Here is a 14882-nt window from a genome sequence, read left to right on the forward strand (position 1 = left end):
TGTCCTGCGCCGCGCGTCCGGCCGTGGCAAGGTGGTCGAAGGTCGTGTCGTGAAGCGGGGGACGGATGAATCGACGACTGGCCGCGCTGGCCACCGCGCACGGCGTGTCCACCTGGTACGAGGACTGGCGGCACCGCAGCGTCGAGGTCGCCCCGGACACCGTCGTGGGCGTCCTCGGCCTGCTCGGCGTCGACGCCACCAGCCCGGCGGCCATCGCCGACGCGCTCGCCGCCGCCCGCGCGGTCGACAAGGCCGCGCTGCCGCCGACCGTGGTGCTGACCCACGGCGCCACCCGGGCGCTGCCCGGGCCGGCCGTGGTGACGCTGGAGGACGGTGGTCGGCGGGCGGTCGACGGTGAGCTTCCGGGGGACCTGCCGCTGGGCTGGCACCGGCTGGCCTGCGCCGGGCGGGAGGTGACGCTCGTCGTGGTGCCCCGGCGGCTGCCGGTGCCACCGCGCACCTGGGGCTGGATGCTCCAGCTCTACGCCCTCACCTCGGAGCACTCCTGGGCGATGGGTGACCTCGGCGATCTCGCCGAGTTCACCGGCTGGGCCGGCGCCAACGGTGCGGGGCTGGTGCTGCTCAACCCGCTGCACGCGGTCGGGCCGTCGCACCCGGTGGCCGCCTCACCGTATTCGCCGGCCAGCCGGCGGTTCGTCAACCCGCTCTACCTGCGCGTCGGTGCCACCGCCGCGTACCGGGCGGCGGACCCGGCGACCCGGGCGATCGTCGACGCGCTTCGCCCCGACCGTGGCGACCTGATCGACTACGACGAGGTGTGGGCCGCCAAGCGGCACGCCCTGGAGCTGCTGCACCCGTACGCCCAGCCGGTGGATCTCGCCGCGGACCCGGCGCTGGCGTCGTTCGCCACCTGGTGCGCGCTGGCCGAGCGGCACGGCAACGACTGGCGGGCCTGGCCGGCGGAGCTGCACCACCCCGACTCGCCGGCGGTCGCCGAGCAGCGCCGTCTGCTCGCCGACCGGGTGGCGTTCCACGCCTGGCTGCAACGGCTGTGCGACGAACAGCTCGACGCGGTCACGGCGGCGGCCCGCTCGACCGGGATGCCGGTCGGCGTGGTGCACGACCTGGCCGTCGGTATCGACCCGGGCGGCGCGGACGGCTGGCAGCTCGCCGACGTGCTGGCCCAGGGCGTACGGGTCGGCGCGCCGCCGGACGACTTCAACCAGCTCGGTCAGGACTGGGGGCTCGCCGCGTGGCGACCGGACCGGCTCGCCGCCACCGGGTACGCGGCCTACCGGGACATGCTGCGGCGGACCCTGCGGCATGCCGGTGGCCTGCGGGTCGACCACGTCGCCGGGCTGTGGCGACTGTGGTGGGTGCCGCCGGGCGCCGGCGCGGCCGAGGGCACCTACGTACGCTACGACGCCGAGGCGATGCTGGGCATCCTCGCGCTGGAGGCGTACCGGGCCGGCGCTGTGGTGGTCGGTGAGGACCTCGGCACCGTCCAGCCGGCGGTGACGCGGGGCCTGCGGGGGCGCAACATGCTCGGCTCGACCGTGCTGTGGTTCGCCCGCGACGACGACGGCGACTTCGTCGCGCCGAGCCGGTGGCCCCGCAACGCGCTCGCCACGATCTCCACCCACGACCTGCCGACCGCGCCCGGTTTCCTGGCCGGCGAGCACGTGCGGGTGCGCGACGAGTTGAAGCTGCTCAGCACCGACACGGCGGTGGAGCGGGCACGGGCGGCCGAGGAGCGGGACCGGTTGCTGGCGATGCTGCGCGCCGAGGGCCTGTTGCCGGCCGCCGACCCGCCACCGGACGACGAGGAGGCGGTGGTGGCGATGCATGCCGCGCTCGCCGCCAGCCCGACGCGGCTGCTCGGCGTCTCCCTCTACGACGTGCTGGGCGAGGTACGCCAACCCAACATGCCGGGCACCGTGGACGAGTATCCGAACTGGCGGCTGCCGTTGCCGGCCAGCGTGGCGCAGATCCGCACCGACCCCCGGGTGGCCCGGATCGCCGCGCTGCTGTCCGAGGCCCGCCCCCGCCCGGCCCGCCCGCCCCAGGCCTGACGCCGACCGCCCCCGCCGGCCGCTCAGGCCTGCCACTCGAAGCGCGGCGGCAGCCCGAGGAAGGCGGCGTAGCCTCCCAGGGCCTGCTCCACCCGGGCGCGTGCCGCCGTCTTCAGGGGCGACAGCGGCCGGATCGTCACGGTGACCGCCGATCGGCCGACCCGGCGCTTCCACACGCCGACCACCCGGCCGGCGTGGACCACCGTCGCCTGGAAGATGCCGTTGTTGCCCGGCACCACGGCGGCCTGGTGGGCGGGGTCGAGCATCAACGTGCGGTCCCGGTAGCCCAGCAGGTACTCGTCGAACCCGGGCAGCACCCGCACCTCGTCGATCGGGGCGCGCGGCGCGTCGGCCAGTGCCGCGTCGACGTACATCGACTCGCCGCCGACCCGTACCGTGCGCAGCGTGTCGCCGGCGGCGGCCAGGCCGCGCCGCGCGTCGGTCAGGGTGAGGCCGGACCAGCCGGCGAACTCGCGGTCGGTGACCGGGCCGTGCCCGCGGACGTAGCGATGGGCCAGCACGGCGAGGGCCTCGTCCCGGTCCAGCCGACGGGCCTCCGGCGCCCACTCGTCGAGCAGGGCGAAGGTCTGCTCGGTGCCGACGTTCGGTGCCACGCAGGTCACCCCGCGCACACTCGAATACCACAACAGGTGGTAGCCGCGCTGGCCGTCGGTGCCCAGCCCGGCGTCGCGCAGGGTGGCCAGGCACTGCGCCCGGGTGAGCCGGCCGCCGCCGGCCAGCGCGGCACCGAGGACGTCCACGGCCCGGTCGGCGTCGACGTCGGTGAGCCCGAGCTGCGCCCGGCGGGTGGCCGCGCCGGCCAGCGAACGGACACCGGTCAGCTCCAGCATCCAGCGCGCGTCGGCGGGCGGGACGAGATGCACGGTGCCCCGCATCGGCCAGGTGCGCAGCGCCTCGCGCCGCTCCAGTGCCGCCTGCACGTCGGCCACACCGTGCCCGGGCAGTCGGGCGCCCAGTGACCACAGACCGCTGGCCAGGTCCTGAGCCTGCATGGCGCCGAACCACTCGACCACCTCGGCGACGGTGTCGGGGTGGACGCCCGGGTGCGGGCGCAGCAGCAGGCTGGTCATCCGCAGTGCCAGCGCTTCGGCCGCGCTCAGGTCCGGAGGCATCGCCGAACTCCTTTCCGGTGGCCGGGCCGCCAGCCTAGGGCAGGCCACCGACACGATCGCGGCGATGGGAGGCGTAACGCGCGTCGACGTGGGAAGACGCCCGCCGGAAGTACGCGCGCCGCGCGTGCGGAAGGGAGTCTCATGACTGCCGCAAGCGAGCCGGCCCGGGGTGCCGGCGTATCGGCCGGATCCCGGTCTCATCGGGGGGACGCCCGCGCGAAGACGAGCGCGGCCGCCACCTTCGCTCTGGTCTTCGGCGTGGCCGGCCTGCTCAGTGTGCTGACCGCCATCCTGGCCTGGGTCGGGTTGGTGCTGGGCATCATCGGGATCATCCTCGGCATCGTCGGCCTGAAGATGGCCGGACGGCCCGGGGTGACCGGTCGGGGGGTGGCCATCGGCGGTCTGGTGCTGAGCATCCTGGCGGTGCTGATCGGCCTGGGCCTCGCCGCGGGCATCACCACCTTCGTCAACAACGACAGCGCGGTGGACCGCCTCCAGCAGCAGGTCGACGACCTGCGGGACAAGCTCGACTGACACCGCCGGGTACGGTAGAAGCGGATCACCGCTCCGCTACCATGGGGTGCGGTGACCGCCCGGTGGGAGGGAGAGCAGTGGTGTCCGCTACGAGCCTGCCCGGGGAGGCGCCGGCCCGGGGAAAGCGGGCCGACGCCGTACGCAACCAGCAGACGCTGCTCGCCGCCGCCGCCGCGGTGTTCGTCACCTCCGGCGTGGAGGCCCCGATCCGGGAGATCGCGGCCCGGGCCGGGGTTGGCATCGGCACGATCTACCGGCACTTCCCGACCCGGGCGGACCTCGTCGTCGCCGTCTACCGGCACCAGGTCCAGGCGTGCGCCGAGGCCGGCCCCGCGCTGCTGGCCAGCGCCGACTCTCCGTCGGCCGCACTCCGGCAGTGGGTCGACCGCTTCATCGACTTCCTGGTCACGAAGCACGGGCTCGCCAACGCCCTCCAGTCGGACACCGGCGGGTTCGACGCGTTGCACACCTACTTCCTCGACCAGCTGGTGCCCGCCTGCGCGCAGTTGCTCGACGCCGCCGTGGACGCCGGGGAGATCACGCCCGGCACGTCCGCGCACGAACTGATGCGCGGCATCGGCAACCTCTGCATCGGCGGCGACAAGGACCCGCGCTACGACCCCCGGCGACTGGTCGACCTGCTCCTGCGGGGGCTGCGGCAGCCACGGTGACGGCGGCGCCGGCGGAGATCACAGTAGGGTGGGCGACGTGCTCCGCCAGGTCACCGCGATCCGCTACGTCACCCCGCTCCGCGAGGGTGGCTCGCTGCCGGGTGTCGTGGAGGCGGACGACCTCGGCACGTACGTGGCGAAGTTCCGTGGCGCCGGGCAGGGCCCCAAGGCACTCGTCGCCGAGGTGATCTGCGGCGAACTGGCCCGCCGGCTGGAGCTGCGCGTGCCGCCGCTGGTCGTGCTCGACATCGATCCGGTGATCGGGCGGGCCGAGCCCGATCAGGAGGTGCAGGAGCTGCTTCGCAACAGCGGCGGCGCCAACCTGGGGATGGACTTCCTGCCCGGGGCGCTGGGCTTCGACCCCGTCGCGCACCCCGTGGACCCGATGCTGGCGTCGCGGGTGCTGTGGTTCGACGCGTACGTGGAGAACGTCGACCGGAGCTGGCGCAACCCGAACCTGCTGGTGTGGCACCGGGAGCTGTGGCTCATCGACCACGGCGCCTCGCTGTACTTCCACCACAACTGGCCGCGCGCCGAAGCAGCCGTGCACCGGGCCTACCGGGCCGACGACCACGTCCTCGCCCCGTACGCCGACCGGCTCGCCGAGGCCGACGCCGAGCTGGCCCCCCGGATCACCCCGGAACTGCTCACCGACGTGCTGGCGCTGGTGCCGGCGCAGTGGCTGACCGCCGCCGACTTCGACTCGGCCGACGAGGCGCGGGCCGCGTACGTGGCGCACCTGTCCCGTCGGGTCGCCCGGACGGCGGACTGGCTGCCGACAGGGGGCGTGGCGTGAGGCATCCCTTCGAGTACGCGCTGATCCGGCTGGTGCCCCGCATCGAGCGCGGCGAGCAGATCAACGTCGGGGTGCTGCTCTACTGCCAGCAGCGTGACTTCCTGGCCGCGCGTACCCACCTGGACGCCGACCGGGTCGGAGCGCTGGCACCCGACGTCGACCTGCCGGCGGTGGCCGCGGTGCTGGACTCCTGGGACCGGACCTGCTCCGGCGACGGGCCGGCGACCCGGATGCGGCTCGGCGAGCGCTTCCACTGGCTGGCCGCCCCCCGCAGCACGATGATCCAGACCGGGCCGGTGCACACCGGGCTCACCGCCGACCCGGCGGCGGAGCTGGAACGGCTGATGGTGGCCCTGGTCCGCTGACTCGCGGCGGGTGAGCGCGGGGCGTTCCCCTGATCGCGCTGCGCCAGCGTCGTTGCCGGCGGAGCGCGATCCCCCGTTCAGGCTGTCGGTGCGGGGCGGCGGATGGCTTCCGTCGGCACCGGTGACATCAGGATCGCCGTCCGCGACGGTCGCCGGGTCCAGACGATCGGGAACTTGCGGAAAACTTGAGCCCGTCAAGGGTGGCGTTTGACCGTGCGAGCCACGGGTAGTCGCGGGAGCTGACCCAGACGAGAAGGGGACATCTGATGGCTGCCCAGACCAAGGTAGCGGTGATCTACTACAGCGCCACCGGCATCACGTACCAGATGGCGCAGGCCGTCTGCGAGGCCGCTGGGGACGCGGGCGCCGAGGTGCGTCTGCGCAAGGTGCGGGAGCTGGCACCGGACGAGGCGATCCGCTCCAACTCCGGCTGGCAGGCCCACCACCTGGAGACCCAGGACGTGCCCGAGGCGATGATCGACGACCTGGCCTGGGCCGATGTGGCCATCTTCGGCGCGCCGACCCGCTACGGCATGATCGCCGCCCAGCTGAAGCAGTTCATCGACACCACCGGTCCGCTCTGGGCGCAGGGTGCGTTGGTCAACAAGGTGTACTCCGCCTTCACGTCGACGGCGACCTCGCACGGTGGGCAGGAGACCACGCTGACGTCGCTCTTCAACGTCTTCTACCACTGGGGTGGCGTCGTGGTCACCCCCGCGTACGTCGACACCAGCCAGTTCATCGCCGGTAACCCGTACGGCGCCTCGCACACGAGCAACAACGGCGAGATCGCCCCGGACGCGGTGGCGCTCGGCGCCTGTGCGCTCACCGCGCGACGCGCCGTGCAGATCGGGGCCGCGCTGAAGGCGGGCCTGGCCGGCTGACCGCAGCGGACGACCGGCGACGCGGGCGGGGGCTCTCGGCCCGTCCGCGTCGCCGATCGTTCCAGCCCTACCCGCCGGCCGGGCCGACTATGCGCGCCCGCCCGCGGTGGGCACCTCGTCCGCCCGCGCTGCCGGCAGCAGGTCGCCCAGCAGTTCGGTCAGGACGACCACACCGTCCGGGCTGAGCACCGACTCCGGATGGAACTGCACCCCGGCGAAACCCCGCCCGCGCAGAGCGTGCACGGCGCCGTCGCGTACGTCCCGGGCCAGCTCCACCGGCCCGTACGCGGTGTCCATCCGATCCGCCTCCGCCTGGGCGGTGAACGTCGAGTAGAAACCCACCTGGCGGGTCCGCCCGAACAGCGACACCTCCCGCTGCAACCCCTGGTAGGGCGCGTCCCGGCGATGCAGCGGCAGCCCCAACAGCCCGGCCAGCACCTGATGGCCGAGGCAGACCGCGAGGGTCGGCCGGCCGTCCGCGAGCAGCCCGCTCAGCAGCTCGCGTAGCGCCACCATCTTCGGCTCGTCCGGGCTACCCGGGTCGCCCGGCCCGGGGCCGGCCACCACCAGGTCGTAGTCGTCGACCGGGCCACCGGCGTGCCACGGCCGCAGGGTGACCGCGAGCCCCAGCGCGCCCAGTTGGTGGGCCAGCATGCCGGTGAAGGTGTCCTCGGCGTCCACGATGAGCGCCCGGCGGCCGACCAGCCCGGGCAGGCCCGGCGCGTCCGGTGCCCGCTGGTCGAGCCAGAACCGCGCCAGCGGCGTGTTACGCGCGGCCAGCGCGTCGCGTACCGCCGGGTCGTCGGCCAGCCGCGGGACCGGCCCGCGGTCGCCGGCGGGCGCCGCCGGGCCGAGACCGAGCGCGGCCAGCACCCTGGCGGCCTTGGCGTGCGTCTCGGCCACCTCGCCGGCCGCCGTCGAATGCCGCACCAGGGTGGCACCGACCGGCACCCGCAGCCGGCCGGTGGGGGAGATCTCGGCGGTACGGATCAGGATCGGCGCGTCCAGCGTCTGCCGGCCGGCCTCGTCGTGGCCGAGCAGGGCCAGCACACCCGCGTAGTAGCCCCGGCCGCGACGCTCGTGCCGGGCGATCACCCGGCAGGCGTTCTCCATCGGGCTTCCGGTCACGGTCGGCGCGAACATCGTCTCGCGCAGCACCTCCCGCACGTCGCGGGTGCCACGCCCGGCGAGCAGGTACTCGGTGTGCGCGAGGTGCGACATCTCCTTCAGGTACGGGCCGATCACCTGACCGCCGTGCTCGGCCACGGTGGCCATCATCTTCAGCTCCTCGTCGAGGACCATGTACAGCTCTTCGACCTCCTTGGGGTCGGCGAGGAAGCGCAGCAGCGCCGCCCGGTCCGGCGTGCCGCCGGCGGGTCGGAACGTGCCGCTGATCGGGTTCATCATCACGAGGCCGTCGTCGACGCTGACGTGCCGCTCCGGGCTGGCGCCGACCAGGGTCCGGGTGCCGGTGTGCACCACGAACGTCCAGTACGCGCCGCGTTCGGCGACCAGCAGTCGGCGCAGCGCGGCCAGCGCCGCCACCAGCGGCGGACCCTGCACGGTGGCGTGCAGCGTGCGGTGGATGACGAAGTTGGCGCCCTCGCCGTGGCCGATCTCCTCGGCCAGCACCCGGCCCACGGTCTGCGCGTACTCCTCGTCGGTGACGTCGAACGCGGCGTCGACGGTGCGGACCGGCTCGTCGGGCAGCGCGGCCAGGGCGTCGGTCAGCGGAATCCGCCCGTGCTGGTGGACCCGGAGGCACTCCAGCGGGGCACCGTCGTCGACGCAGGCGAAGCCGCGTTCGGTGATCTGCCGGAACGGCACCAGGGCCAGCGTCCGCGCCCCGGGCGCGCCCTCCGGCAGCGGTATGTCCGCCAGGAGGTCGACGGTGTCGACGGGGCCGGTGAACAGCTCCAGGTCGTCCGCGCCCTCTCGGCGCAGCAGCGCGAAGGGGCCCGGATCGACACCGCGGGTCACGGCGGCGAGCAGGTCGGTCAGGTGGGTCATCGGAGTCTCCGTCGGGCCGGGCGCCGCCGGTCGGGGCGGCCATCCGGGGCCGGAGATCCGGCGGCCGCCTTGATGGCGGCCGCGTGGATGGAGCTACGCGCGGAGGATGGCCGCCGGGTCGGCGGGCCACCAGCAGGTCGGATGCGCGAGCATGTGATCCACCCTACGCGCCCGCGGCCGCGTTGGCACCGGGTAACTTGACCGGCGATGAACATTCTCGCGCTCGACCTGGGCACCTCCTCGGTACGCGGGCTGGTGCTGGACGGGGACACCCAGCCGCTGCCCGGTGCCCTGGCCCGGCGGAAGGTCAGCCTCGCCATCGGCGACGACGGCACCGGCACGCTGTCCGGTCCCGGCTACCTCGCCTGCCTGGTCGAGTGCCTCGACGAGTTGGCCGACGGGGGTCACCTGCGCGACGTGGACCTGGTGGCCGTCTCCGCCCAGTGGCACTCGGTGCTCCCGCTGGACCGCGACGGCACCCCGCTTGGTCCGGTCGTCACCTGGTTGGACACCCGGCCGACGCCGGTCGCCGGGGCACCCGGCCCGGCCGACCCGGACGACTTCCACCAGCGCACCGGCTGCTGGTGGCACCGCTCCTACTGGTCGGTGCGGCTGCCCTGGCTGCGTGAGCAGTGCGGCACCCCGATCGCCCGGTTCGTCGGTCTGCCCGAGTACGTGCTGGGCGAGCTGCTGGAGGCGGTGCCCATGTCGGTCTCCCAGGCCTCCGGCACCGGCCTGCTGGACCTGGGCAGCCTGCGCTGGGACGAGGAGGCCCTGGCGCTGGCCGGGGCGCGACCGCAGGACCTGCCGCCCCTGGGCGAGCTGGACTGGCACGGCCGCCTGCGGCCCGACCAGGCCCGCCGCTGGCCGCAGCTGGCACGGGCGCGGTGGTCACCGGCGGTGGGCGACGGCGCGGCCTCGAACGTCGGGTCGGGCTGCGTCGACCCGAGCCGGGCCGCGGTCACGGTCGGCACCTCCGCGGCCGTACGACTGATGCAGCGGATTCCCGCCGGCGAGCCGCTGCCCCGGCTGCCTGAACAGCTCTGGCGCTACCGGGTCGACCACGACCACGTGGTGACCGGAGCGGCGTACTCCAGCGGCGGCAACCTGTTCGCCTGGGCCGACCGGGAGCTGCGGCTGCCCCGGGGCGCGGAGCTGGACGCGGCGCTGGCGCTGGTGCCGGCGGGTGGCGGCCGGCCGGCCGATCCCCGCTTCGGCGGCGACCGGCCTCCCGGGCTCGCCCCGGCCGGCTCCGGCGAGCTGCGCGGGCTCAGCTTCAGCACCACCGCCGTGGACATCCTGGCCGGACTGATGCAGGGGCTGTGCGGGCTGGTCGCCGACGACCTGGCGGTGCTGGAGTCCACCGTCGACAGACCGGTCGCCGTGGTGCTGGGCGGCGGCGCGGTGGCCGCCTCGGTGTGGTGGCGGCAGGCGTTCGCGGCCGCGCTCGCGCCGCGGCCGGTGTCGCACCAACGCAACCCGGAGATCGGTGCCACCGGGGCGGCGTTGGTGGCGCTGGGCCGATTCGGAGACGCGGTTGCGCTCGCCGACATCGGCCGGACGGATGAGCTGGTGTTACCGACGACGACAGGACGTTCCCACCCGCAGTATCCTTCCTGAACTTTCGCCTCGTTCGGGCCGTTGACAGCGCTCCCGAGCCTGGTTGGATGGACTGCGCTCCCCGGACCGCGGTGGACGCGGTAGGACGGAGGAGGCAGGGTGGCGGCAGGTCCCGACCCGGCGAACGGCGCGGTGTCGACCCACCGCCGGCGTCGCTTCGACGTCCGGGTCGTTCCACATCGACGCCGGTCCCCGTTCCGTCTGCGGGACTGGCGGATGAGCACCAAACTGGCCACCGTGCTGGTGGTGCCGTCGGTGGCGTTCCTGGTGCTCGCCGGCGTGCAGACGAGCGCGCTGGTGGGTCGGACGACGGCGTTGAACGACTTCGCCCGGCAGGTCGGCATCGGCCGGCAGATCACCGCGGCGGTGCACCAGCTCCAGCAGGAGCGCGACCGTACGGCGGGGGAGCTGGGCGAGCTGCGCCGGGGCGCCGACCGGGAGGCCGCCGCCGCCACGCTGAGGCCGTTGCAGGCGTCCTCCGACCGTGCCATGGCCGACCTGAGCCGGGCGGCCGCGCCGCTGGCCGACGCCGACGCGTCCTGGCGGGTGGCCTTCTCCGAGGCGCAGGAGGCGTACGACCAGGTGATCGACATCCGTCCGACGGTCCCGCCGGCGGTGCTCAGCAACGACACCATCCTGAGTAACTACCACCGCGCCGTGGCCGCGCTGCTCGACCTGCTCGCCGAGCCGACGCCGGGGCAGGGCCAGGCGGGGTTGAACGACGCGGTGCTGCGCTACGTGCAGCTGGCACGGGTCAAGGAGTTGTCCTCCCGGGTGCGGGCCCAGCTGTACGCCGCCGCCCGCGCCGGCAGGTACGGCACCGAGGACCGGGTGCTCCTCACCGACCTGCGCGCCCAGCAGTTGACCGCCCTCGGCGCGTTCCGGGTGGCCGCCACCTCCGACCAGATCCGCCGGTACGACGAGACCTCGGTGGATCCGATGTTCCTGGTCGCCACCCAGTTGGAGGAGCGCAGCCTGCCGGCCGGGAACACGGCGTCCGCGGTGCTGCCCTCGGAGCAGTGGTGGTCGGCCAGCCAGCAACGTCAGGAACTGCTGCGGCAGGTCGAGGCGGGGGTGCTCGACGACGCCGTGCGGCAGGCCGACGACGCCAGCTCCGGGCAGCTGCGGACCACCCTGCTGGTGGTCGGCGGGGTCGTCGCGGTGCTGCTGGTCGCCCTGCTGATCTCGCTGCTCGTCGGGCGGTCGGTGGCCCGGTCGATGCGGCTGCTGCGCAGCCAGGCGCTGCGGATCGCGCAGGTCGAGCTGCCGGACGCGCTGGACCGGCTGCGGACCGTCACCGGCGGGGTGCAGCCCATCGAGGTCGCCCCCGCGGTGGTCCGTTCGCTCGACGAGATCGGCGAGCTGGCCGAGGCGTTCGTCGCGGTGCACCGCAGCGCGGTCACCGTCGCCGTGGAGCAGGCCATGATGCGGCGCAACGTCAACGCCATGTTCGTCAACCTGGCCCGGCGCAGTCAGGTGCTGGTGGAGCGGCAGTTGGAGCTGCTGGACGATCTGGAGCGCGAGGAGAGCGACCCGGACCAGCTGGAGAACCTGTTCAAACTGGACCACCTGGCCGCCCGGATGCGCCGTAACGACGAGAGCCTTCTGGTGCTGGCGGGCACCGACTCCACCCGCCGGTGGAACCGGCCGGTCGGCCTGGGCGCGGTGCTGCTCGCCGCCGCCGCCGAGATCGAGCAGTACCAGCGGGTCCGGATCGAGTCGGTCGGCGACGTGTACGTCGTCGGGCACGCCGTCGGTGAGTTGGTGCACATGCTCGCCGAGCTGCTGGAGAACGCCACCGCGTTCTCCCGACCGGACACGACGGTGGTGGTGAACGTCCGGCTCGACGCCTCCACCGCGCTGATCGAGATCGTCGACAGTGGTCTGGGCATGAGCCCGGCGGCGCTGGCCGAGGCGAACGAGGTGCTGGCCACCCCGCCGGCCGCGGATGTCGCGGCGGTCGAGCGGATGGGCCTGTTCGTGGTGAGCCACCTGGCCGCCCGCCTGAGGGTGCGGGTGCGGCTCGAGGGTGGGCAGGACGGCCTGGTCGCCCGGCTCGCGTTGCCGGCCGCGTTGCTGGCGCCGGCGGGCGGCGTGGAGCTCGGTCCGCCGGCGCCGGCCCGGATGTTGGCCGCGGGTGCCAGCCGGGGTGTGGGGGTGCAGCGGCAACCGGCGGACGCACGGATGGCCCACGCAGCGGGTGCGCCGCCGCTGGATCTGCCGGTGGCCGGTCGTCCGCCGGTCAACGCCGTGCCACGTCAGACCCGCCCGGTTCCGGTACGAGCCGAGGACGTGCTGACCCCGGCCGGAGCGTCGGGTCCGGGGGGCGGCTGGTGGTCCCGCGAGGGCCCGGCCGCGCCGGCCGGGCCCGGGCCGGTCGTACCGCCGGCCACCCCGCTGACCGGCGGCACCAACGAACGGGGCCTGCCGGTACGGGTCCCGATGGCACAGCTCTCCGCGGTCACCCGCCCGGCCCGACCCGATTCGGTCCCGGCGCGTGACGATCTGGACCCGGAGGCGGTCGGCGGCATGCTTTCCCGGCTCTACAGCGGGGTACGGCGCGCCGAGGCCGAGGACACCACTGAGATACCCGTGCCACCGTCCAGGGGGCACGACGAAGGGGGACGACGACAGTGACGACGTTGAGCCAGGAGGCGCGGGACCTGAGCTGGCTGGTGAGCGCCTTCGCGGAGCGGGTGCCGGGTGTGGCGCACGCGGTGGTGGTCTCCTCCGACGGGCTGCTGGTGGCGATCTCCGACCATCTGCCGCGCGATCACGCCGACAAGCTCGCCGCGGTGACCTCCGGGCTGATGAGCATCACCGCGGGCGCGGCCCAGATGTTCGACGGAGACGTCGTCAAGCAGACGGTGGTCGAGATGGGCCGGGGCTACTTCCTGGTGATGCAGGTGCGCGACGGATCGATTCTGGCCACCCTCGCCGCCGGTGACGCGGACATCGGTGTGGTGGGCTACGAGATGGCCCGGTTGGCCAAGCAGGCAGGGGAGATGCTCACCCCGGCGCTGCGGGCGGAGTTGCAGCAGGCGTTGCCGCGCTGACGAGGTCGACCGTGTCCCGGACGTTCACGGCTCTGTGCCGGAGCCGAGCCGTCCGGGCCCGGCCGTCCGTCCGGGATTGCCCGCTTCAGAAGCCGCCGTCGGCGATGACGGAGCGGTACCAGTGTGCGCTGCGCTTGAGCACCCGCCGCTGGTTGGAGTAGTCCACGTAGACCAGGCCCCAGCGCTGGTCGTAGCCCTCGGCCCACTCGAAGTTGTCCAGCATCGACCAGACGTGGAAGCTCTCCAGCGGCACCCCGGCGGTCATGGCGCGGTGCGCGGCGGCCAGGTGGTCGCGCAGGAAGCTGATGCGGCCGCTGTCGTCGACGGTGTCGTCGGCGGCCAGGGTGTCGGGGGTGGGCAGGCCGTTCTCGGTGACGGTGAGCGGGATCGGGCCGTAGTCGCGGGTGACCCGGGTCAGGATGTCGTACATCCCGTCGGGGTAGATCTGCTGCCACTCGGCCTCGGAGGTCGGCCAGCGGTGCCGGGTGCCGCCGTCGGCGGTGACGTAGATGGGCGTGTAGTACTGCACGGCCAGCAGGTCGACCGGCGAGGAGATCACCGCCAGGTCGTCGTCGCGGATGCCCTGGACCATCCGGCTCTGCGGCCCCAGATCGGCCAGCACGTCCTCCGGGTAGCTGCCCTTGAGCAGGGAGTCGAGGTAGAGGCGGTTCTCGTAGCCGTCGTAGAGCCGGGCGGCGGCGGCCGCCTCCGGCGAGCCGTCGGCGGGGTAGCAGGGGTGCAGGTTGAGCGCGGGGCCGATCCGGGCGGTGCCGTCGGCGGCGCGCAGCGCGCGCACGGCGAGCCCGTGGGCGAGCTGGAGGTGGTGGGCGACCAGGTAGGCGGCGTCCGGGTCCTGCCGGCCGGGGGCGTGGTGGCCGATGAGGTAGCCGTTCTGCACCACGGTCTTGGGCTCGTTGATGGTGAGCCAGACCGGCACCCGGTCGCCGAGGGCGGTGAAGACCGCGTCGGCGTAGTCGGCGAAGCGCAGCGCGGTGTCGCGCGACTCCCACCCGTCGGCGTCCTGCAACGCCTGCGGCAGATCCCAGTGGAACAGGGTGGCCATCGGGGCGATGCCGCGCTCGTGCAGACCGTCCAGGAGGCGCCGGTAGAAGTCGAGGCCGCGCTGGTTGGGCGCGCCGGCGCCGTCGGGCTGGATGCGTGGCCAGGAGATGGAGAAGCGGTAACTGCGCAGGCCGAGGTCGCGCATCAGGTCGAGGTCTTCGGCGTACCGGTGGTAGTGGTCGGCGGCGACGTCGCCGGTGTCGCCGTTGCGGGTGCGCCCGGGGACGCGGCTGAACGTGTCCCAGATCGACTCGCCGCGGCCGTCCTCCTTGGCGGCGCCCTCGATCTGGTACGCGGAGGTGGCCGCGCCCCATCCGAAGTCGTCGGGGAAGCGCAGCGGGCCGGCGGGCCCGGTGGGTATCGACATGGATTCTCCTCGTGGATACGGGGCCACCGCCGAGTTCGGGAGCGCTCCCAGAATAAGGCAGGAGCGGCCCTCCCGGTCAGCCGGCCGTCCTGGCGGCCGGCGATGTCGGATTGAGGCGGATGAGGGCCCCGGACAGCGAACAAGGCCGACCGGGCGGCGCGCCGCGCCTGTCCCGTCGGCCTCTTTTCCCATCGTGTACGGGGGTTTAGTGTGGGGACGGGGGAGGGCAACCCCCGTCCCCACCGTAACTGCACACACACGGGCGGAATTTGGGTCCTGCCGTGCGTGTCGCGCGGGAGCCGGGCCACGCGAGTGGCTCTGGTTCCACCTCCCTCCGTGTGGGGCGGGACG

General features: G+C 74.0%; 12 protein-coding genes. 9 read left to right on the forward strand and 3 right to left on the reverse strand.

Annotation, left to right across the window (positions count from 1 at the left end; translation table 11 throughout):
* Positions 1 to 65: 65 nt before the first annotated feature.
* The gene (gene malQ, locus O7620_RS04780) at positions 66 to 2033 is read left to right on the forward strand and encodes a 4-alpha-glucanotransferase (RefSeq protein WP_278122009.1); all 1968 of its coding nucleotides are present in this window, start codon (positions 66 to 68) and stop codon (positions 2031 to 2033) included.
* Between the two features lie 23 nt (positions 2034 to 2056).
* Here malQ and O7620_RS04785 read toward each other — a convergent pair whose 3' ends face one another.
* A complete protein-coding gene (locus tag O7620_RS04785; RefSeq protein ID WP_278122010.1) occupies positions 2057 to 3166 on the reverse strand; it encodes a winged helix DNA-binding domain-containing protein in 1110 nt (369 codons plus the stop codon).
* Positions 3167 to 3307: 141 nt separating this feature from the next.
* On the opposite strand from O7620_RS04785, the gene O7620_RS04790 reads away from it, so the two are divergent.
* The 5 genes from O7620_RS04790 (at position 3308) to wrbA (ending at position 6416) form a co-directional block, all read left to right on the forward strand.
* Complete coding sequence (locus O7620_RS04790; RefSeq protein WP_151491554.1) at positions 3308 to 3700, forward strand: hypothetical protein; 393 nt, start codon at positions 3308 to 3310, stop codon at positions 3698 to 3700.
* 80 nt (positions 3701 to 3780) lie between these two features.
* Entirely contained in the window at positions 3781 to 4371 is a 591-nt protein-coding gene (locus O7620_RS04795; RefSeq protein WP_225854664.1) for a TetR/AcrR family transcriptional regulator, read from the forward strand.
* Between the two features lie 37 nt (positions 4372 to 4408).
* Positions 4409 to 5167, forward strand: coding sequence for a HipA family kinase (locus tag O7620_RS04800; protein ID WP_278122011.1), 759 nt, complete (start codon positions 4409 to 4411; stop codon positions 5165 to 5167).
* A complete protein-coding gene (locus O7620_RS04805) occupies positions 5164 to 5532 on the forward strand; it encodes a DUF3037 domain-containing protein (RefSeq protein WP_151491551.1) in 369 nt (122 codons plus the stop codon). Before O7620_RS04800 ends, O7620_RS04805 begins: the two co-directional genes overlap by 4 nt.
* Before the next feature lie 266 nt (positions 5533 to 5798).
* Positions 5799 to 6416, forward strand: a complete 618-nt coding sequence (wrbA, locus tag O7620_RS04810) for an NAD(P)H:quinone oxidoreductase (protein ID WP_151491550.1) — start codon at positions 5799 to 5801, stop codon at positions 6414 to 6416.
* An 87-nt stretch (positions 6417 to 6503) separates the two neighbouring features.
* Here wrbA and O7620_RS04815 read toward each other — a convergent pair whose 3' ends face one another.
* Positions 6504 to 8426: an anthranilate synthase family protein gene (locus O7620_RS04815; RefSeq protein ID WP_278122012.1), complete on the reverse strand. Its 1923-nt coding sequence runs from the start codon at positions 8424 to 8426 to the stop codon at positions 6504 to 6506.
* A gap of 207 nt (positions 8427 to 8633) precedes the next feature.
* Here O7620_RS04815 and O7620_RS04820 point away from each other — a divergent pair, with 207 nt between their 5' ends.
* The 3 genes from O7620_RS04820 to O7620_RS04830 all read left to right on the forward strand — a co-directional run bounded on the left by O7620_RS04820 (position 8634) and on the right by O7620_RS04830 (position 13102).
* Positions 8634 to 10046, forward strand: a complete 1413-nt coding sequence (locus O7620_RS04820; protein ID WP_278122013.1) for an FGGY family carbohydrate kinase — start codon at positions 8634 to 8636, stop codon at positions 10044 to 10046.
* Between the two features lie 99 nt (positions 10047 to 10145).
* Positions 10146 to 12683 carry a nitrate- and nitrite sensing domain-containing protein gene (locus O7620_RS04825; RefSeq protein WP_278122014.1) on the forward strand — a complete coding sequence of 846 codons (2538 nt, stop codon included), beginning with the start codon at positions 10146 to 10148 and terminating at the stop codon, positions 12681 to 12683.
* 5 nt (positions 12684 to 12688) lie between these two features.
* Positions 12689 to 13102, forward strand: coding sequence for a roadblock/LC7 domain-containing protein (locus O7620_RS04830; RefSeq protein ID WP_203178590.1), 414 nt, complete (start codon positions 12689 to 12691; stop codon positions 13100 to 13102).
* A gap of 85 nt (positions 13103 to 13187) precedes the next feature.
* Here the strand turns inward: O7620_RS04830 and O7620_RS04835 are convergent, their stop codons facing one another.
* Positions 13188 to 14531: a GH1 family beta-glucosidase gene (locus O7620_RS04835; RefSeq protein WP_278122015.1), complete on the reverse strand. Its 1344-nt coding sequence runs from the start codon at positions 14529 to 14531 to the stop codon at positions 13188 to 13190.
* Positions 14532 to 14882: the final 351 nt, after the last annotated feature.

It is taken from the genome of Micromonospora sp. WMMD710 (assembly GCF_029626045.1).
Classification (GTDB): Bacteria; Actinomycetota; Actinomycetes; order Mycobacteriales; family Micromonosporaceae; genus Micromonospora.

What these genes read in the sequence shown, in the direction of transcription:
- malQ (WP_278122009.1), top strand. Translation starts at nt 66, where the DNA reads ATGAATCGACGACTGGCCGCGCTGGCCACCGCGCACGGCGTGTCCACC.
- O7620_RS04785 (WP_278122010.1), bottom strand. Translation starts at nt 3,166, where the DNA reads ATGCCTCCGGACCTGAGCGCGGCCGAAGCGCTGGCACTGCGGATGACC.
- O7620_RS04790 (WP_151491554.1), top strand. Translation starts at nt 3,308, where the DNA reads ATGACTGCCGCAAGCGAGCCGGCCCGGGGTGCCGGCGTATCGGCCGGA.
- wrbA (WP_151491550.1), top strand. Translation starts at nt 5,799, where the DNA reads ATGGCTGCCCAGACCAAGGTAGCGGTGATCTACTACAGCGCCACCGGC.
- O7620_RS04815 (WP_278122012.1), bottom strand. Translation starts at nt 8,426, where the DNA reads ATGACCCACCTGACCGACCTGCTCGCCGCCGTGACCCGCGGTGTCGAT.
- O7620_RS04820 (WP_278122013.1), top strand. Translation starts at nt 8,634, where the DNA reads ATGAACATTCTCGCGCTCGACCTGGGCACCTCCTCGGTACGCGGGCTG.
- O7620_RS04835 (WP_278122015.1), bottom strand. Translation starts at nt 14,531, where the DNA reads ATGTCGATACCCACCGGGCCCGCCGGCCCGCTGCGCTTCCCCGACGAC.